Source organism: Bacillus sp. LJBV19 (genome assembly GCF_017797845.1).
Classification (GTDB): domain Bacteria; phylum Bacillota; class Bacilli; order Bacillales; family Bacillaceae; genus Bacillus; species Bacillus velezensis.
Genome location: NZ_CP072563.1, coordinates 129865 through 147869 on the forward strand (window position 1 = coordinate 129865; position 18005 = coordinate 147869).

Below are 18005 nucleotides of genomic sequence, written 5' to 3' on the forward strand. Positions count from 1 at the left end.
AGGTGCTCGAAATAAAACCTGTTACTTTGGAGGATATGTTTATGTCTTATGATAAAGTATCACAGGCCAAATCAATTATTATTGGTACGAAGCAAACAGTGAAAGCTCTAAAACGAGGTTCAGTGAAGGAAGTCGTCGTGGCAAAAGACGCGGATTCAGTTCTTACGGCTGGCGTTATCCAGCTTGCAAAGAACCAAAATACCGCTGTCTGTATGGTGGATTCCATGAAAAAGCTCGGCAAAGCCTGCGGAATTGAAGTGGGAGCAGCAGCTGTTGCCATTATGTTATAGCGTACTTTTTGTTTTTATATAAGATATCAATCTTGTGTAAAGACATTGTTTTTTGCCTAATGATGAACCACCTGGGTATGTGGGTTATAAAACGTAATGAAGGGAGGAACACAACATGCCTACAATTAATCAGCTAATTCGCAAGGGACGCGTGAGCAAAGTTGAAAACTCTAAGTCACCTGCACTAAACAAAGGATACAACAGCTTTAAAAAAGAGCACACTAACGTATCTTCTCCACAAAAACGCGGGGTATGTACTCGTGTGGGTACAATGACACCGAAAAAACCGAACTCAGCACTTCGTAAATACGCTCGTGTTCGTTTGACTAACGGAATCGAGGTTACTGCCTACATTCCTGGTATCGGTCACAACCTGCAAGAGCACAGCGTTGTACTGATCCGCGGCGGACGTGTAAAAGACTTACCGGGGGTACGCTACCACATCGTTCGTGGCGCGCTTGATACTGCCGGAGTTGAAAACCGTGCGCAAGGCCGTTCTAAATACGGTACGAAACGTCCTAAAGCAAAGTAATCAAATAAATCATTAAAACTATGAAGGGAGGATATTCAGATGCCACGTAAAGGTCCTGTAGCAAAAAGAGATGTTTTACCTGATCCGCTTTACAACTCTAAGCTGGTATCCCGCCTGATCAACAAAATGATGATCGACGGTAAAAAAGGTAAATCTCAAACAATCCTATACAAGTCATTCGATATCATTAAAGAACGCACTGGCAATGATGCAATGGAGGTTTTCGAACAAGCATTGAAAAACATCATGCCTGTACTTGAAGTAAAAGCACGCCGTGTAGGTGGAGCTAACTACCAAGTGCCTGTAGAAGTTCGTCCTGAACGCCGTACAACTCTTGGTCTTCGCTGGTTGGTTAACTATGCGCGTCTTCGCGGAGAAAAAACAATGGAAGAGCGCCTGGCTAACGAAATTCTTGATGCAGCTAACAACACTGGTGCTGCCGTTAAGAAACGTGAAGACACTCACAAGATGGCAGAAGCGAACAAAGCATTTGCTCACTACCGCTGGTAGGATTCATATAATCAAAATAATAATTCCCTAATAAGGAAGGAGAAATTACCCAATGGCAAGAGAGTTCTCCTTAGAAAAAACTCGTAATATCGGGATCATGGCTCACATCGATGCCGGTAAAACGACTACTACAGAACGGATCTTGTTCTACACAGGCCGTATCCACAAAATTGGCGAAACTCACGAAGGTGCTTCGCAAATGGACTGGATGGAGCAGGAACAAGAACGCGGTATCACAATCACTTCTGCAGCAACGACTGCACAGTGGAAAGGTTACCGTGTAAACATCATCGATACACCGGGACACGTAGACTTCACAGTTGAAGTTGAACGTTCACTCCGTGTACTTGATGGTGCGGTTGCCGTACTTGATGCTCAATCAGGTGTTGAGCCTCAGACAGAAACAGTATGGCGCCAAGCAACAACTTACGGAGTACCGCGTGTTGTATTTGTCAACAAAATGGACAAAATCGGCGCAGACTTCCTTTACTCTGTAGGCACTTTAAGAGACCGTCTTCAAGCTAACGCTCACGCAATTCAATTGCCGATCGGCGCTGAAGACAACTTCGAAGGTATCATCGACTTAGTAGAAAACGTTGCGTATTTCTACGAAGATGACCTTGGAACTCGTTCAGATGCGAAAGAAATCCCTGAAGAGTACAAAGAGCAAGCTGAAGAGCTTCGCAGCAGCCTGATTGAAGCTGTAGCTGAGCTTGATGAAGAGCTTATGGAAAAGTACCTTGAAGGTGAAGAAATCACTATCCCTGAACTGAAAGCTGCTATCCGTAAAGGTACACTGAATGTTGAATTCTACCCTGTACTTGTTGGTTCTGCTTTCAAAAACAAAGGTGTTCAGCTTGTACTTGATGCTGTTCTTGACTACCTTCCTGCGCCAACTGATGTTGCTGCAATCAAAGGTGTACGTCCTGATACAGATGAAGAGATCGTTCGTCATTCTTCTGATGAAGAGCCGTTCTCTGCACTTGCATTTAAAGTTATGACTGACCCTTATGTCGGTAAGCTGACATTCTTCCGCGTATATTCCGGTACACTTGATTCCGGTTCATATGTAAAGAACTCTACAAAAGGCAAGCGTGAGCGCGTAGGACGTATCCTTCAAATGCACGCTAACAGCCGTGAAGAGATCTCTACTGTTTACGCTGGAGACATCGCAGCTGCTGTAGGTCTAAAAGATACTTCTACTGGAGATACTCTATGTGATGAGAAGGATCTTGTAATCCTTGAATCAATGGAATTCCCAGAGCCTGTTATCGACGTAGCGATTGAGCCTAAATCAAAAGCTGACCAAGATAAAATGGGTATCGCTTTAGCGAAACTTGCTGAAGAAGATCCTACATTCCGTACACAAACAAACCCTGAAACGGGTCAAACAATCATCTCTGGTATGGGTGAGCTTCACCTTGATATCATTGTTGATCGTATGAAGCGTGAGTTCAAAGTTGAAGCTAACGTTGGTGCTCCTCAAGTTGCGTACCGTGAGACATTCCGTACCGGTGCAAAAGTTGAAGGTAAATTCGTACGTCAATCAGGCGGACGCGGTCAGTTCGGTCACGTTTGGATCGAATTTGAACCGAACGAAGAAGGCGCTGGCTTTGAATTCGAAAACGCAATCGTCGGTGGTGTTGTTCCTCGTGAATACATCCCAGCCGTACAAGCAGGTCTTGAAGACTCTCTTGAAAATGGTGTCCTAGCCGGATTCCCGCTAATCGACATCAAGGCGAAACTTTTTGATGGATCTTACCATGATGTTGACTCAAATGAAATGGCGTTTAAAGTCGCTGCTTCTATGGCATTGAAAAATGCAGTCAGCAAATGTAACCCAGTTCTTCTTGAACCAATCATGAAAGTTGAAGTTGTTATTCCTGAAGAATACATGGGAGACATCATGGGTGATGTTACTTCTCGTCGCGGACGCGTAGAAGGTATGGAAGCTCGCGGTAACGCTCAAGTTGTGCGTGCGATGGTACCTCTTGCTGAAATGTTCGGTTACGCTACTGCCCTTCGTTCTAACACGCAAGGACGCGGTACGTTCACAATGTTCATGGATCACTACGAAGAAGTGCCGAAGAGCATCGCTGAAGAAATTATCAAAAAAAATAAAGGCGAATAATTGATTTTGCCACTTAACTCAAGTATAACTACTATTGTAAGATGAGGGAGTGAAAGCTTGCTTTCACTTTCTATCACTCTATACATTACTAATTAAAAGCTCTTAAGGAGGATTTTAGAATGGCTAAAGAAAAATTCGACCGTTCCAAATCACATGCCAATATCGGTACAATTGGACACGTTGACCATGGTAAAACAACATTAACTGCTGCTATCTCAACAGTACTTCATAAGAAATCTGGTAAAGGTACAGCTATGGCGTACGATCAAATTGATGGTGCTCCAGAAGAACGTGAGCGCGGTATCACAATCTCTACTGCACACGTTGAGTACGAAACTGACACTCGTCACTATGCACACGTTGACTGCCCAGGACACGCTGACTATGTTAAAAACATGATCACTGGTGCTGCGCAAATGGACGGAGCTATCCTTGTAGTATCTGCTGCTGATGGCCCAATGCCACAAACTCGTGAGCACATCCTTCTTTCTAAAAACGTTGGTGTACCATACATCGTAGTATTCCTTAACAAATGCGACATGGTAGACGACGAAGAGCTTCTTGAGCTTGTTGAAATGGAAGTTCGCGATCTTCTTAGCGAATACGACTTCCCTGGTGATGATGTACCAGTTGTTAAAGGTTCTGCTCTTAAAGCTCTTGAAGGCGATGCTGAGTACGAAGAAAAAATTCTTGAACTTATGGCTGCAGTTGATGAGTACATCCCAACTCCAGAACGTGACACTGACAAACCATTCATGATGCCAGTTGAGGACGTATTCTCAATCACTGGTCGTGGTACAGTTGCTACTGGCCGTGTAGAACGCGGACAAGTTAAAGTCGGTGACGAAGTTGAAATCATCGGTCTTCAAGAAGAAAACAGCAAAACAACTGTTACAGGTGTTGAAATGTTCCGTAAGCTTCTTGACTACGCTGAAGCTGGAGACAACATCGGTGCACTTCTTCGCGGTGTAGCTCGTGAAGACATCCAACGTGGACAAGTACTTGCTAAACCAGGTACAATCACTCCACACAGCAAATTCAAAGCTGAAGTTTACGTTCTTTCTAAAGAAGAGGGTGGACGTCATACTCCATTCTTCTCTAACTACCGTCCTCAGTTCTACTTCCGTACAACTGACGTAACTGGTATCATCAATCTTCCAGAAGGCGTAGAAATGGTTATGCCTGGAGATAACACTGAAATGATCGTTGAACTTATCTCTACAATCGCTATCGAAGAAGGAACTCGTTTCTCTATTCGTGAAGGCGGACGTACAGTTGGTTCAGGCGTTGTTTCTACAATCACTGAGTAATCGACTCGTTCATTAATGCGGGGTCCCTTATGGGGCCTCGTTTTTTTGTTTCCCCGCTGATTCCATGTATAATAGAACGTATACAAATTTTAGGAGCAGAGTGATGAACGATAACTTCAAGAAAACCAATCGTATTTCAATGCTTCAGCAATTGCTGATTAATGGCAGTGAACAAACCACTATGATTAATGGTGATGACAGGAGTAATCCGCTGCTTTTATTTTTGCACGGCGGTCCCGGCACGCCTCAAATCGGCTATGCGAGAAAATACCAGAATAAGCTGGAAAAGCATTTCACCGTTGTGAACTGGGATCAGAGAGGGGCGGGTCTCTCTTATTCAAAGGAAATTCCGGGTTCATCTATGACTTTGGATCAGCTGACAGCCGATACCATTCATTTGACCGAACGCTTATGCAAGCAATTCAGCAGGCAAAAAATATATATCGCCGGCTATTCGTGGGGGTCAGTTCTGGCGCTTCATGTTCTTCGAGAAAGACCTGATTTGTATTATGGGTATATCGGTATCAGTCAGGTGGTTAATATCCAAAAGGAAGAAACGGAAGCTTACCGGCTGATGATGGAATGGAGCAGGCAACGCAAACATTTCCTGCTGGAAAAGACGCTGAGCTTTATCGGAGCGCCTCCATGGGAGAAACAGCTGCAGCGAACGTTGTTTCTGCTTTGTATCGAGATGAGGGGAGGGGGCTTTACCCATCATCCGATCGGCGCTCTTAAAGCAGGGGGGCGAATGCTGTTTGGTGAACCGTACGGTGTGAGAGGGAGCTTCTTAGCCGCGAAGGGACAAATGTTCAGCCTGAAACATCTGTGGGAGGATCTCATTTTCTTTGATGCCGGAGAATCAGTTTCTTCTATTATAATACCGTGCTGTTTTATGTCAGGGAGATACGATTTGACGGTCCCGGGGACGACGTCTTATGAATATTATCAGAAGGTTGATGCGCCGTATAAAGAATGGCATTGGTTTGAGAACTCAGCCCATTCGCCTCACTTGGAGGAACCGGATCGCTTTGCCGAAGTTGTCAGCCGGTTCGCATCGTTCCATCTCTGAAAGAAAACAGGCATATCCTTGATTAATCATGGTATCACCTGTATAATAATCAAAGTGTGAAAACCACAAGGTTCTTTAAATAAACCTTGCAACATACGTCTATTTTCTGTATAATAGTGTATGTTGGTCTTTGACTGCGATGAAGTGAGAGGTTGCTGACACACCCGGCCGCTTTGCCATGGCAAGGTGATCAGGTTTTTCTCACGGAGAACTGTCTAACGTGATGTAGGCGAAAAGGAGGGAAAATAATGGCAAAACAAAAAATTCGTATTCGTTTAAAAGCATATGATCATAGAATCCTTGATCAATCTGCAGAGAAGATTGTTGAAACGGCAAAACGTTCTGGTGCCAGCGTATCTGGTCCGATTCCGTTGCCAACTGAAAAATCAGTTTACACAATCCTTCGTGCGGTGCACAAATACAAAGATTCTCGTGAGCAATTTGAAATGCGTACACATAAACGTTTAATCGACATTGTGAACCCAACACCACAAACTGTTGATGCTCTCATGCGATTAGACTTACCATCTGGTGTCGATATCGAAATCAAACTTTAATTCTAAAATATAGAATGATCTTAATAGGAGGTGTGACGAATGACCAAAGGAATCTTAGGAAGAAAAATTGGTATGACGCAAGTATTCGCAGAGAACGGTGATCTTATCCCGGTAACTGTTATTGAAGCAGCTCCAAACGTTGTTCTTCAAAAGAAAACAGCTGAAAATGATGGCTATGAAGCGATCCAGCTTGGTTTTGACGATAAGCGTGAAAAGCTTTCAAACAAACCGGAAAAAGGACACGTTGCAAAAGCGGAAACTGCTCCTAAGCGCTTCGTTAAAGAATTACGCGGCGTGGATATGGATGCGTATGAAATTGGTCAGGAAGTCAAGGTTGAAATTTTCTCTGCAGGAGAAATCGTAGATGTAACAGGAGTATCTAAAGGTAAAGGTTTCCAAGGTGCAATCAAGCGCCACGGACAATCTCGCGGACCTATGTCTCACGGTTCACGCTACCACCGTCGTCCTGGTTCAATGGGACCTGTAGATCCTAACCGTGTATTCAAAGGTAAACTATTACCTGGACGCATGGGCGGAGATCAAATCACTGTCCAAAACCTTGAAATCGTAAAAGTAGATGCTGAGCGCAATCTTCTTTTGATTAAAGGTAACGTACCTGGTGCGAGAAAAACTTTAATCACTGTTAAAAGTGCTGTTAAATCTAAATAAGTCTCTTAGGAAAGGAGGAAATTGATCATGCCAAAAGTAGCATTATACAACCAAAACGGTTCTACTGCTGGTGATATCGAATTAAACGCTTCTGTATTTGGAATTGAGCCAAATGAGAGCGTAGTATTCGACGCTATTCTTATGCAAAGAGCTTCCTTACGTCAAGGATCTCACAAAGTAAAAAATCGTTCTGAAGTACGCGGCGGAGGTCGCAAACCATGGCGTCAAAAAGGTACAGGTCGTGCCCGTCAAGGTTCAATCCGTTCACCGCAATGGCGCGGAGGTGGTGTCGTATTCGGCCCAACACCACGCAGCTATTCTTACAAATTACCTAAAAAAGTTCGCCGCTTGGCAATCAAATCAGTATTGTCTTCTAAAGTGAACGACAACAACATTATTGTTCTTGAAGATCTTACTCTTGATACGGTTAAAACAAAAGAAATGGCAGCTATCCTTAAAGGATTATCTGTTGAGAAAAAAGCTTTAATCGTAACTGCGGATGCAAACGAAGCAGTATCTCTTTCTGCACGCAACATCCCTGGAGTTACAGTTGTTCAAGCTAACGGAATCAACGTGTTAGACGTTGTCAACCACGAGAAGCTTCTGATTACAAAAGCTGCGGTTGAAAAAGTAGAGGAGGTGCTTGCATAATGAAAGATCCTCGTGATGTTCTTAAGCGCCCCGTCATTACTGAACGTTCTGCTGATTTAATGACTGAAAAAAAATATACTTTTGAAGTTGATGTAAGAGCTAATAAAACAGAAGTGAAAGATGCAGTTGAAAGTATCTTTGGAGTGAAAGTTGACAAAGTCAACATCATGAACTACAAAGGGAAATCAAAACGTGTCGGCCGCTACACTGGTATGACTAGCCGTCGCAGAAAAGCGATCGTAAAACTTACTGCAGACAGCAAAGAAATCGAAATTTTTGAAGCTTAATTATCTGTAAAAAGAAGGAGGGAAATTCAAAATGGCGATTAAAAAGTATAAACCGACCTCTAACGGACGTCGTGGCATGACAACTTCAGATTTTGCTGAAATCACGACTGACCAGCCGGAAAAATCCTTGCTTGCGCCCCTTCACAAAAAAGGCGGACGTAACAACCAAGGTAAATTGACTGTACGTCACCAAGGTGGCGGACACAAACGCCAATACCGTGTTATCGACTTCAAACGCGATAAAGATGGTATACCTGGACGCGTTGCTACAGTTGAGTACGATCCAAACCGTTCAGCTAACATTGCACTAATCAACTATGTAGACGGAGAAAAACGTTACATTCTTGCACCAAAAGGAATTCAAGTAGGTACTGAAATCATGTCCGGCCCTGAAGCTGACATCAAAGTAGGTAACGCACTTCCGCTTATCAACATCCCTGTTGGTACAGTTGTGCATAACATTGAATTAAAACCTGGTAAAGGCGGACAGCTTGTACGTTCAGCTGGTACATCTGCTCAGGTTCTTGGTAAAGAAGGCAAATACGTTCTTGTACGTCTTAACTCTGGTGAAGTTCGCATGATCCTTTCTGCTTGCCGCGCTTCTATCGGTCAAGTAGGTAACGAGCAGCACGAACTGATCAACGTTGGTAAAGCAGGACGCTCTCGCTGGAAAGGCATCCGCCCTACAGTCCGCGGTTCTGTAATGAACCCTAACGATCACCCGCACGGTGGTGGTGAAGGTCGCGCGCCAATCGGACGTAAATCACCAATGTCTCCTTGGGGCAAACCGACTCTTGGATTCAAGACACGTAAGAAAAAGAACAAATCTGATAAATTTATCGTACGTCGTCGTAAAAATAAATAACGGGGTTGTCTACGGTTCATTTCGGACCGTAGTGCAATCACGAAGGGAGGTTCCAAAATGGCTCGCAGCTTGAAAAAAGGACCATTTGTCGATGGACACTTGATGACAAAAATCGAGAAATTAAATGAAACGGACAAGAAACAAGTTGTAAAAACTTGGTCTCGCCGTTCAACTATTTTCCCACAATTTATCGGTCACACTATCGCAGTATATGACGGACGTAAACACGTGCCTGTATTCATTTCTGAAGACATGGTAGGCCACAAGTTGGGCGAATTCGCACCGACTCGTACTTACAAAGGCCACGCCAGTGACGATAAAAAAACAAGACGCTAAGAGAGGAGGCTTTTAAATGCAAGCTAAAGCTGTTGCAAGAACAGTCCGTATTGCTCCTCGTAAAGCACGTCTAGTAATGGACCTGATTCGAGGTAAGCAAGTAGGCGAAGCAGTATCTATCCTGAATTTAACTCCGAGAGCTGCTTCTCCGATCATCGAAAAAGTTTTAAAATCTGCTATCGCAAATGCTGAGCACAACTACGAGATGGACGCTAACAATCTGGTTATTTCTCAGGCATTTGTTGACGAAGGCCCAACGTTAAAAAGATTCCGCCCGCGTGCTATGGGACGTGCGAGCCAAATCAACAAACGTACGAGCCACATTACAATCGTTGTATCAGAAAAGAAGGAGGGATAAGTAGTGGGTCAAAAGGTAAATCCAGTCGGTCTTCGTATCGGAGTCATTCGTGATTGGGAATCTAAGTGGTACGCTGGTAAAGATTACGCTGACTTCCTGCACGAAGATTTAAAAATTCGTGAATTCATTAGCAAACGCCTTTCTGACGCTTCTGTTTCTAAAGTAGAAATCGAGCGCGCAGCAAACCGCGTTAACATTACGATCCACACTGCTAAGCCTGGTATGGTAATCGGTAAAGGCGGATCTGAAGTTGAAGCACTTCGTAAAGCCCTTAACAGCCTTACTGGCAAGCGTGTACACATTAACATTCTTGAAATCAAAAGAGCAGATCTTGATGCTCAGCTTGTAGCTGACAACATCGCTCGTCAACTAGAAAACCGTATTTCTTTCCGCCGTGCGCAGAAACAACAAATCCAACGCACTATGCGTGCTGGAGCACAAGGTGTGAAAACAATGGTTTCTGGCCGTCTTGGCGGAGCTGACATTGCTCGTTCTGAATACTACAGTGAAGGAACTGTTCCATTGCACACTTTACGTGCTGACATCGACTATGCAACATCTGAAGCTGACACAACTTACGGTAAGCTTGGTGTAAAAGTCTGGATCTATCGTGGAGAGGTTCTTCCTACTAAGAAGAAAACTGAGGAAGGAGGAAAATAATATGTTATTACCAAAACGCGTTAAATATCGCAGAGAGCACCGCGGAAAAATGCGCGGTCGCGCTAAAGGCGGTACTGAAGTACATTTTGGTGAGTACGGTATCCAGGCTCTTGAAGCTTCTTGGATCACGAACCGCCAAATCGAAGCTGCACGTATTGCGATGACTCGTTACATGAAACGTGGCGGTAAAGTTTGGATTAAAATTTTCCCTTCAAAACCTTACACTGCTAAACCGCTTGAGGTACGGATGGGTTCCGGTAAAGGGGCTCCTGAAGGCTGGGTAGCTGTTGTAAAACCGGGCAAAGTTTTATTTGAAATTTCTGGTGTGTCTGAAGAGGTAGCTCGTGAAGCTCTTCGTCTTGCATCTCACAAATTGCCAATTAAAACGAAGTTCGTAAAACGTGAAGAAATTGGTGGTGAATCAAATGAAAGCTAATGAAATTCGTGACCTTACCACTGCTGAAATTGAACAAAAAGTAAAGTCTCTTAAAGAAGAACTTTTCAATCTTCGCTTTCAATTAGCGACAGGACAACTTGAAAATACTGCTCGCATTCGTGAAGTGCGCAAAGCTATCGCGCGCATGAAAACTGTGATTCGTGAAAGAGAAATTGCTGCCAACAAATAATCACTGAGGGGAGGTCGTGAGCATGAGCGAACGTAACCAACGCAAAGTTTACCAAGGCCGTGTTGTTTCTGACAAAATGGATAAAACCATCACTGTTGTTGTTGAAACATACAAAAAGGATCCTATTTACGGTAAACGCGTAAAATACTCAAAGAAATTCAAAGCACATGATGAAAATAACCAAGCTAAAATCGGAGACATCGTAAAGATCATGGAAACTCGTCCATTATCTGCAACTAAGCGTTTTCGTCTAGTAGAAGTTGTCGAAGAAGCTGTTATTATCTAATAAAGTTCGGAATTCTTTTTCCGAAGGGAGGTAACAAATAATGATTCAACAAGAGACTCGTTTAAAAGTTGCTGACAACTCCGGTGCGCGTGAGGTACTTACTATTAAAGTTCTTGGCGGTTCTGGACGTAAAACGGCTAACATTGGTGATGTAATTGTTTGCACGGTTAAACAAGCAACACCAGGAGGCGTTGTCAAAAAAGGTGAAGTCGTAAGAGCTGTTATCGTTCGCACAAAAAGCGGAGCACGCAGAACTGACGGATCATACATCAGCTTCGATGAGAATGCATGTGTTATCATCCGTGACGACAAGAGCCCGCGTGGAACTCGTATCTTCGGACCGGTTGCCCGTGAATTACGTGAAAACAACTTCATGAAAATTGTTTCTCTGGCTCCAGAAGTTATCTAATGAAATAAATGCCTTACTCAAGGAGGTGCGATCAGGATGCATGTGAAAAAAGGCGATAAAGTAATGGTTATCTCTGGTAAAGATAAAGGCAAACAAGGTACGATCCTTGCTGCTTTCCCTAAAAAGGACCGCGTTCTAGTTGAGGGCGTAAACATGGTGAAGAAGCACTCTAAACCAACTCAAGCAAACCCTCAAGGCGGTATTTCTAATCAAGAGGCGCCAATTCATGTATCAAACGTTATGCCGCTCGATCCTAAAACAGGTGAAGTGACTCGCGTAGGATACAAAGTGGAAGATGGCAAAAAAGTTCGTGTTGCAAAAAAATCTGGGCAAGTCTTAGATAAATAGTATTTAAAGGAAGGGAGGTCTATCTCATGAACCGCCTTAAAGAAAAGTACAATAAAGAAATTTCACCTGCTTTAATGACGAAGTTCAACTACGACTCTGTTATGCAGGTGCCAAAAATCGAAAAAATCGTAATCAACATGGGTGTTGGTGATGCTGTTCAAAACGCGAAAGCAATCGACAGTGCTGTTGAAGAATTAACGTTTATCGCAGGTCAAAAACCTGTCGTTACTCGTGCGAAGAAATCAATTGCTGGATTCCGTCTTCGTGAGGGAATGCCTATCGGTGCGAAAGTAACTCTTCGCGGAGAGCGCATGTATGATTTCCTTGATAAACTTATTTCTGTATCTTTACCGCGTGTACGTGACTTCCGCGGGATTTCTAAGAAATCTTTCGACGGTCGCGGAAACTACACTCTTGGTATTAAAGAACAGTTAATCTTCCCTGAAATTGACTACGATAAAGTAACAAAGGTTCGCGGAATGGACATCGTTATCGTAACGACTGCTAACTCTGACGAAGAGGCTCGTGAGCTATTAACTCAAGTAGGTATGCCGTTCCAGAAATAATCAATGAAAGGGAGGCGAAATCGTGGCTAAAAAGTCAATGATTGCGAAACAACAACGTACACCAAAGTTTAAAGTGCAAGAGTACACTCGCTGTGAACGCTGCGGACGTCCGCACTCAGTCATTCGTAAATTTAAACTTTGCCGTATTTGTTTCCGTGAGCTTGCATATAAAGGACAAATTCCTGGCGTGAAAAAAGCCAGCTGGTAATCCCCAAGAATGGGAAGGAGGTAATTATATAATGGTTATGACAGATCCAATTGCAGATATGCTGACTCGTATTCGCAATGCAAACATGGTACGTCATGAGAAGCTTGAAATTCCTGCTTCTAAATTGAAAAGAGAAATTGCTGACATTTTAAAGCGTGAAGGTTTCATTCGTGACGTTGAGTTCGTAGAAGACAGCAAACAAGGTATCATCCGCGTTTTCTTGAAATACGGACAAAACAACGAGCGCGTTATCACTGGTCTTAAAAGAATCAGCAAACCAGGTTTGCGTGTATACGCTAAATCAAATGAAGTACCTCGCGTACTTAACGGTCTTGGAATCGCGATTATTTCTACATCACAAGGTGTTTTAACGGACAAAGAAGCCCGTGCAAAACAAGCTGGTGGAGAAGTTCTAGCATACGTTTGGTAAGAAGTTTAACAAGAATGGAGGTGTTTTAGTATGTCTCGTGTAGGAAAAAAACTGCTTGAGATCCCTTCTGGAGTTACAGTAACGCTGAACGAAGGCAACACTGTAGCTGTAAAAGGACCAAAAGGAGAATTAACTCGTACTTTCCATCCTGAAATGGAAATCAAAATTGAGGACAACGTGCTTACAGTTACTCGTCCTTCTGATCACAAAGAGCACCGTGCGCTGCATGGTACGACTCGCAGTCTGCTTGGAAACATGGTTGAAGGCGTATCTAAAGGATTTGAAAGAGGTTTGGAATTAGTCGGTGTCGGTTATCGTGCGGCTAAATCCGGAAACAAACTTGTTTTAAACGTTGGATACTCTCACCCTGTTGAGATCGTTCCTGAAGAGGGCATCGAAATCGAAGTTCCTTCTCAAACTAAAGTAGTTGTAAAAGGTACAGACAAAGAGCGTGTAGGAGCTATCGCTGCTAACATCCGCGCTGTACGTTCTCCAGAGCCTTACAAAGGTAAAGGAATCCGCTACGAAGGTGAAGTTGTTCGCCGTAAAGAAGGTAAATCTGCTAAGTAAGACCGCTTAAAGTGAAGAAAGGAGTGACCTAAGGATGATTACGAAAACTAGCAAAAATGCTGCTCGTCAAAAAAGACATGCCCGTGTTCGTGCTAAACTTTCAGGCACAGCTGAAAGACCTCGTCTGAATGTGTTCCGTTCAAACAAACACATTTATGCTCAAATCATCGATGATGTAAATGGCGTTACACTTGCTAGTGCCTCTACTCTCGATAAAGATTTGAACGTGGAAAGCACTGGTGACAGCGCTGCTGCTGCTAAAGTCGGTGAACTCGTTGCGAAACGCGCTTCTGAGAAAGGTGTTTCTGACGTAGTATTTGACCGCGGCGGATACTTATACCATGGACGTGTAAAAGCTCTGGCCGATGCAGCTCGTGAAGCCGGACTGAAATTTTAATAAAAAAAGGAGGGACACATGATTATGCGTCGTATTGACCCAAGCAAATTAGAGTTAGAAGAACGCTTAGTTACGGTTAACCGCGTAGCGAAAGTTGTTAAAGGTGGTCGTCGTTTCCGTTTCGCAGCTCTAGTCGTTGTCGGTGACAAAAACGGTCACGTAGGTTTCGGTACTGGTAAAGCACAAGAAGTACCTGAAGCAATCCGCAAAGCTGTTGAAGATGCGAAAAAGAATTTGATTGAAGTACCAATGGTTGGAACTACGATTCCACACGAAATCATCGGACGTTTCGGTGCAGGCAATATCTTGTTGAAACCTGCTTCTGAAGGTACTGGAGTTATCGCTGGAGGCCCTGTACGTGCGGTACTTGAGCTTGCTGGCGTTGCTGATATCCTTTCTAAGTCTTTAGGTTCTAACACACCGATCAACATGATCCGTGCAACACTTCAAGGTTTAAGTGAGCTTAAACGTGCCGAAGAGGTTGCGAAGCTTCGTGGAAAATCTGTAGAAGAACTGTTAGGATAAGGAGGGAACATTAATGGCTAAATTAGAAATCACCCTCAAACGCAGTGTAATCGGTCGCCCGGAAGATCAGCGCGTTACTGTAAGAACACTTGGTTTAAAGAAAACAAACCAAACTGTTGTTCATGAAGATAACGCTGCGATCCGCGGTATGATTAATAAAGTATCTCATCTAGTTTCTGTTAAAGAACAATAAAAATAAATTATAGGCTAAGGAGGTGTCCTAATGAAACTTCATGAATTAAAGCCTTCAGAAGGTTCACGTAAAGTACGCAATCGCGTAGGTCGTGGTATTGGTTCTGGTAACGGTAAAACAGCTGGTAAAGGTCACAAAGGTCAAAACGCTCGTTCTGGCGGCGGTGTACGCCCTGGATTCGAGGGGGGACAAATGCCTTTATTCCAACGTCTTCCTAAACGCGGTTTTACAAACATCAACCGTAAGGAATACGCTATTGTGAACGTAGACAAATTGAACGGTTTTGCGGAAGGAACGGAAGTCACTCCTGAACTTCTTCTTGAGACTGGTGTTATTAGCAAACTTAATGCAGGAGTAAAGATTCTTGGCAACGGTAAATTAGAGAAAAAATTAACTGTAAAAGCCAATAAATTCTCTGCTTCTGCGAAAGAAGCTGTTGAAGCTGCTGGCGGTACAGCTGAGGTGATCTAACTTGTTTAAGACAATCTCCAACTTTATGCGTGTGAGTGATATTCGGAATAAAATCATTTTTACATTACTCATGCTAATCGTCTTTCGCATAGGTGCGTTTATCCCTGTGCCATATGTAAATGCTCAGGCGTTGCAGACACAAAGTTCGATGGGGGTTTTTGATCTCCTTAATACATTTGGCGGCGGTGCGCTTTATCAGTTCTCCATTTTTGCGATGGGAATTACGCCTTACATCACTGCTTCAATCATCATCCAGCTGCTTCAGATGGATGTTGTGCCGAAGTTTACCGAGTGGTCTAAGCAAGGTGAAGTCGGCCGCCGTAAATTAGCTCAGTTCACGAGATATTTTACGATTGTGCTTGGTTTTATCCAGGCATTAGGTATGTCTTACGGGTTTAACAACCTTGCAAACGGTATGCTGATTGAAAAATCCGGCATATCGACATATCTGATTATTGCTTTAGTACTCACTGGAGGAACTGCTTTTTTAATGTGGCTGGGAGAACAAATTACTTCCAATGGAGTAGGTAACGGAATTTCGATCATCATCTTCGCGGGGATTGTGGCTAGTATTCCGAAAACTGTTGGGCAGATTTATGAGACTCAATTTGTCGGCAGCAGCGATCAGCTGTTTATTCATATTGTAAAAATCGCTTTACTGGTGATTGCGATTTTGGCCGTTATTGTTGGTGTTATTTTCATTCAGCAGGCCGTACGCAAAATCGCGATTCAATATGCAAAAGGGCAAGGTCGTTCACCTGTTGGCGGAGGCCAGTCAACTCACCTTCCGCTTAAAGTGAATCCGGCAGGGGTTATTCCGGTAATCTTTGCGGTTGCGTTTCTTATTACGCCGCGTACTATCGCGTCATTTTTCGGAGAAAACGATGTGACAAAGTGGATTCAAGCCAACTTTGACAATACACATCCGGTGGGCATGGCGGTTTATGTCGCATTAATTATCGCCTTTACGTACTTCTATGCTTTTGTGCAGGTAAACCCTGAACAAATGGCTGATAACCTTAAAAAACAGGGTGGCTATATCCCGGGGGTTCGTCCAGGGAAAATGACTCAAGATAGAATTACGAGCATTTTGTATCGACTTACGTTTGTGGGTTCTATATTCTTAGCCGTGATTTCCATTCTTCCTATCTTTTTCATTCAATTCGCTGGATTGCCTCAAAGTGCACAGATTGGCGGAACATCATTGTTAATTGTCGTCGGGGTAGCCTTGGAGACAATGAAGCAGCTGGAGAGCCAGTTAGTGAAACGTAATTACCGAGGATTTATGAAAAATTAGAGGACTGGTTTTAACCATTCCTCTAAATAAGAGAGGACGGGGGAAATCCGAATGAACTTAGTCTTAATGGGACTTCCTGGAGCCGGTAAAGGCACACAGGGAGAACGAATTGTTGAGGATTATGGGATACCTCATATCTCAACGGGAGATATGTTCCGTGCTGCTATGAAAGAAGAAACACCACTCGGACTCGAAGCAAAGTCTTATATTGATAAAGGCGAGCTCGTACCGGACGAAGTCACAATCGGCATTGTCAAAGAAAGACTCGGCAAAGATGATTGTGAAAGAGGTTTTCTTCTGGACGGATTTCCGCGAACAGTCGCTCAGGCTGAAGCTCTTGAAAACATTCTTGAGGAATACGGCAAGCCGATTGATTATGTCATTAACATTAAAGTAGACAAAGACTCTTTAATGGAACGTTTGACTGGACGCAGAATTTGCAGTGTTTGCGGCACAACCTATCATTTGGTTTTCAATCCGCCGAAAACGCCGGGTGTTTGTGATAAAGACGGAGGAGACCTTTATCAACGGGCAGATGATAATGAGGAAACCGTCTCAAAACGGCTTGAGGTCAACATGAAGCAGACTCAGCCTTTACTCGATTTTTATTCTGAGAAAGGGTATCTTGTCAACGTCAATGGCCAGCAGGACATTAACGACGTGTACAAAGATGTGAAAGAGCTTCTTGGAGGATTGAGCAAATGATTATCTGTAAGACCCCTCGTGAGCTTGGCATCATGCGGGAAGCAGGGCGAATCGTGGCTTTGACTCATGAAGAGATGAAAAAGCACATTAAACCAGGGATCTCGACAAAAGAATTGGATCAAATTGCCGAACGTTTTATTGAGAAGCAGGGTGCAATCCCATCTTTTAAGGGGTATAATGGGTTTCGCGGGAGCATTTGTGTATCAGTTAATGAAGAACTCGTTCACGGAATTCCCGGTAAAAGGGTTTTGCGTGACGGTGACATTATCAGCATTGATATCGGTGCTAAATTAAATGGTTATCATGGTGACTCTGCTTGGACATATCCGGTAGGAAACATCAGTGATGATGATAAACGACTGCTGGAAGTGACAGAGGAGTCTTTATATAAAGGCTTGAAGGAAGCAAAACCAGGTGAACGTTTGTCGAATATTTCCCACGCAATACAAACGTATGTCGAAAATGAGCAGTTTTCAGTTGTTAGGGAGTATGTCGGACATGGTGTTGGTCAAGACTTGCATGAGGATCCGCAAATTCCTCATTACGGTCCGCCAAACAAAGGACCTAGGCTGAAGCCTGGTATGGTTCTCGCTATAGAACCGATGGTTAACGCTGGCAGCCGATATGTGAAAACATTGGCTGATAACTGGACGGTTGTAACGGTAGATGGGAAAAAGTGTGCTCATTTTGAACATACGATTGCGATTACGGAAACGGGTTTTGATATACTGACAAAAGTCTAGATGATG

The 18005-nt window shown here is 43.5% G+C and carries 30 protein-coding genes; all 30 read left to right on the top strand.

Annotated features, from left to right (window positions below):
• Positions 1-41 precede the first annotated feature (41 nt).
• The 30 genes from J6600_RS00695 (at position 42) to map (ending at position 17999) form a co-directional block, all read left to right on the top strand.
• Positions 42-290: a 50S ribosomal protein L7ae-like protein gene (locus J6600_RS00695; protein ID WP_003156443.1), complete on the top strand. Its 249-nt coding sequence runs from the start codon at positions 42-44 to the stop codon at positions 288-290.
• Positions 291-405: 115 nt separating this feature from the next.
• Positions 406-822: a 30S ribosomal protein S12 gene (gene rpsL, locus J6600_RS00700; RefSeq protein WP_003156445.1), complete on the top strand. Its 417-nt coding sequence runs from the start codon at positions 406-408 to the stop codon at positions 820-822.
• A gap of 39 nt (positions 823-861) precedes the next feature.
• A complete protein-coding gene (gene rpsG, locus J6600_RS00705; RefSeq protein WP_003156447.1) occupies positions 862-1332 on the top strand; it encodes a 30S ribosomal protein S7 in 471 nt (156 codons plus the stop codon).
• Positions 1333-1384: 52 nt separating this feature from the next.
• Entirely contained in the window at positions 1385-3463 is a 2079-nt protein-coding gene (fusA, locus tag J6600_RS00710; protein WP_007410399.1) for an elongation factor G, read from the top strand.
• Between the two features lie 119 nt (positions 3464-3582).
• A complete protein-coding gene (tuf, locus tag J6600_RS00715; protein ID WP_007410400.1) occupies positions 3583-4773 on the top strand; it encodes an elongation factor Tu in 1191 nt (396 codons plus the stop codon).
• 103 nt (positions 4774-4876) lie between these two features.
• Entirely contained in the window at positions 4877-5842 is a 966-nt protein-coding gene (locus J6600_RS00720; protein WP_209387821.1) for an alpha/beta fold hydrolase, read from the top strand.
• Positions 5843-6090: 248 nt separating this feature from the next.
• Positions 6091-6399 (top strand): 30S ribosomal protein S10, encoded by a 309-nt coding sequence (gene rpsJ / locus J6600_RS00725; RefSeq protein WP_003156464.1) that lies wholly within the window; start codon positions 6091-6093, stop codon positions 6397-6399.
• Positions 6400-6438: 39 nt separating this feature from the next.
• Positions 6439-7068: a 50S ribosomal protein L3 gene (gene rplC / locus J6600_RS00730; protein ID WP_007410402.1), complete on the top strand. Its 630-nt coding sequence runs from the start codon at positions 6439-6441 to the stop codon at positions 7066-7068.
• Positions 7069-7095: 27 nt separating this feature from the next.
• Positions 7096-7719 carry a 50S ribosomal protein L4 gene (rplD, locus tag J6600_RS00735; protein ID WP_007615239.1) on the top strand — a complete coding sequence of 208 codons (624 nt, stop codon included), beginning with the start codon at positions 7096-7098 and terminating at the stop codon, positions 7717-7719.
• Complete coding sequence (rplW, locus tag J6600_RS00740; RefSeq protein WP_003156467.1) at positions 7719-8006, top strand: 50S ribosomal protein L23; 288 nt, start codon at positions 7719-7721, stop codon at positions 8004-8006. Before rplD ends, rplW begins: the two co-directional genes overlap by 1 nt.
• 31 nt (positions 8007-8037) lie before the next feature.
• The gene (gene rplB, locus J6600_RS00745) at positions 8038-8871 is read left to right on the top strand and encodes a 50S ribosomal protein L2 (RefSeq protein ID WP_003156470.1); all 834 of its coding nucleotides are present in this window, start codon (positions 8038-8040) and stop codon (positions 8869-8871) included.
• A 57-nt stretch (positions 8872-8928) separates the two neighbouring features.
• Positions 8929-9207: a 30S ribosomal protein S19 gene (gene rpsS, locus J6600_RS00750; RefSeq protein WP_003156472.1), complete on the top strand. Its 279-nt coding sequence runs from the start codon at positions 8929-8931 to the stop codon at positions 9205-9207.
• 16 nt (positions 9208-9223) lie between these two features.
• Positions 9224-9565, top strand: a complete 342-nt coding sequence (gene rplV, locus J6600_RS00755; RefSeq protein ID WP_003156475.1) for a 50S ribosomal protein L22 — start codon at positions 9224-9226, stop codon at positions 9563-9565.
• Positions 9566-9568: 3 nt separating this feature from the next.
• Complete coding sequence (rpsC, locus tag J6600_RS00760) at positions 9569-10225, top strand: 30S ribosomal protein S3 (protein ID WP_003156476.1); 657 nt, start codon at positions 9569-9571, stop codon at positions 10223-10225.
• 1 nt (position 10226) lies between these two features.
• The gene (gene rplP / locus J6600_RS00765) at positions 10227-10661 is read left to right on the top strand and encodes a 50S ribosomal protein L16 (RefSeq protein ID WP_003156478.1); all 435 of its coding nucleotides are present in this window, start codon (positions 10227-10229) and stop codon (positions 10659-10661) included.
• Positions 10651-10851 carry a 50S ribosomal protein L29 gene (gene rpmC / locus J6600_RS00770; protein ID WP_003156482.1) on the top strand — a complete coding sequence of 67 codons (201 nt, stop codon included), beginning with the start codon at positions 10651-10653 and terminating at the stop codon, positions 10849-10851. Before rplP ends, rpmC begins: the two co-directional genes overlap by 11 nt.
• Positions 10852-10873: 22 nt before the next feature.
• Entirely contained in the window at positions 10874-11137 is a 264-nt protein-coding gene (rpsQ, locus tag J6600_RS00775; RefSeq protein WP_003156484.1) for a 30S ribosomal protein S17, read from the top strand.
• A 40-nt stretch (positions 11138-11177) separates the two neighbouring features.
• Positions 11178-11546 carry a 50S ribosomal protein L14 gene (rplN, locus tag J6600_RS00780; protein WP_007410404.1) on the top strand — a complete coding sequence of 123 codons (369 nt, stop codon included), beginning with the start codon at positions 11178-11180 and terminating at the stop codon, positions 11544-11546.
• Positions 11547-11582: 36 nt separating this feature from the next.
• Positions 11583-11894: a 50S ribosomal protein L24 gene (gene rplX, locus J6600_RS00785; RefSeq protein ID WP_003156486.1), complete on the top strand. Its 312-nt coding sequence runs from the start codon at positions 11583-11585 to the stop codon at positions 11892-11894.
• 26 nt (positions 11895-11920) lie between these two features.
• Positions 11921-12460: a 50S ribosomal protein L5 gene (gene rplE, locus J6600_RS00790; RefSeq protein WP_003156487.1), complete on the top strand. Its 540-nt coding sequence runs from the start codon at positions 11921-11923 to the stop codon at positions 12458-12460.
• A 22-nt stretch (positions 12461-12482) separates the two neighbouring features.
• A complete protein-coding gene (rpsN, locus tag J6600_RS00795; RefSeq protein WP_003156488.1) occupies positions 12483-12668 on the top strand; it encodes a 30S ribosomal protein S14 in 186 nt (61 codons plus the stop codon).
• Positions 12669-12699: 31 nt separating this feature from the next.
• Entirely contained in the window at positions 12700-13098 is a 399-nt protein-coding gene (rpsH, locus tag J6600_RS00800; RefSeq protein ID WP_003156489.1) for a 30S ribosomal protein S8, read from the top strand.
• Between the two features lie 30 nt (positions 13099-13128).
• Positions 13129-13668: a 50S ribosomal protein L6 gene (gene rplF, locus J6600_RS00805; protein WP_209387822.1), complete on the top strand. Its 540-nt coding sequence runs from the start codon at positions 13129-13131 to the stop codon at positions 13666-13668.
• 34 nt (positions 13669-13702) lie between these two features.
• A complete protein-coding gene (rplR, locus tag J6600_RS00810) occupies positions 13703-14065 on the top strand; it encodes a 50S ribosomal protein L18 (protein ID WP_003156492.1) in 363 nt (120 codons plus the stop codon).
• Between the two features lie 24 nt (positions 14066-14089).
• The gene (gene rpsE / locus J6600_RS00815; protein ID WP_003156493.1) at positions 14090-14590 is read left to right on the top strand and encodes a 30S ribosomal protein S5; all 501 of its coding nucleotides are present in this window, start codon (positions 14090-14092) and stop codon (positions 14588-14590) included.
• A gap of 13 nt (positions 14591-14603) precedes the next feature.
• On the top strand, positions 14604-14783 hold the full coding sequence (rpmD, locus tag J6600_RS00820; RefSeq protein ID WP_003156497.1) for a 50S ribosomal protein L30: 180 nt from the start codon (positions 14604-14606) through the stop codon (positions 14781-14783).
• A gap of 30 nt (positions 14784-14813) precedes the next feature.
• Positions 14814-15254 (top strand): 50S ribosomal protein L15, encoded by a 441-nt coding sequence (gene rplO, locus J6600_RS00825; RefSeq protein ID WP_003156499.1) that lies wholly within the window; start codon positions 14814-14816, stop codon positions 15252-15254.
• A 1-nt stretch (position 15255) separates the two neighbouring features.
• Entirely contained in the window at positions 15256-16551 is a 1296-nt protein-coding gene (secY, locus tag J6600_RS00830) for a preprotein translocase subunit SecY (protein ID WP_007410406.1), read from the top strand.
• A gap of 51 nt (positions 16552-16602) precedes the next feature.
• On the top strand, positions 16603-17256 hold the full coding sequence (locus J6600_RS00835; RefSeq protein WP_007410407.1) for an adenylate kinase: 654 nt from the start codon (positions 16603-16605) through the stop codon (positions 17254-17256).
• Positions 17253-17999: a type I methionyl aminopeptidase gene (gene map / locus J6600_RS00840; protein WP_007410408.1), complete on the top strand. Its 747-nt coding sequence runs from the start codon at positions 17253-17255 to the stop codon at positions 17997-17999. Before J6600_RS00835 ends, map begins: the two co-directional genes overlap by 4 nt.
• Positions 18000-18005: the final 6 nt, after the last annotated feature.